The sequence below is a fragment of the Mesorhizobium sp. WSM4884 genome, from assembly GCF_029625675.1.
Lineage (GTDB): Bacteria > Pseudomonadota > Alphaproteobacteria > Rhizobiales > Rhizobiaceae > Mesorhizobium.
In genome coordinates this window covers 1-238 of sequence record NZ_JARTVO010000091.1, presented here as the reverse complement: position 1 = coordinate 238, position 238 = coordinate 1, and the positions used below count along the sequence as shown (strand labels likewise).

The window sequence follows — 238 nt, the reverse complement described above, 5'->3', positions numbered from 1 at the left end:
GGCGACCAGCCAGATCGCCCACGCCCTGTCCCTATAGGAGCAAAGCCAAATGTCGTCGTCCGCCGCCGCCTATATGATCAACGGCTTCGACCCGAGCACCGCCGATCGTCTGTCCAAGGAAGAGCAGTCCCTTATTGCCCGCCGGCGATCCCTCCTCGGTCCCTCATACAAACTCTTCTATGAGCATCCCGTTCACGTCGTGCGCGGAGAGGGTGTCTGGCTCTACGACAGCCAGAAC

1 pseudogene is annotated in these 238 nt (G+C 60.9%); it reads left to right on the top strand.

Going from position 1 to position 238, the window contains the following annotated elements:
* Nucleotides 1-49: 49 nt before the first annotated feature.
* Nucleotides 50-238: pseudogene (locus P9236_RS30785) on the top strand (aspartate aminotransferase family protein); the annotation flags it as partial.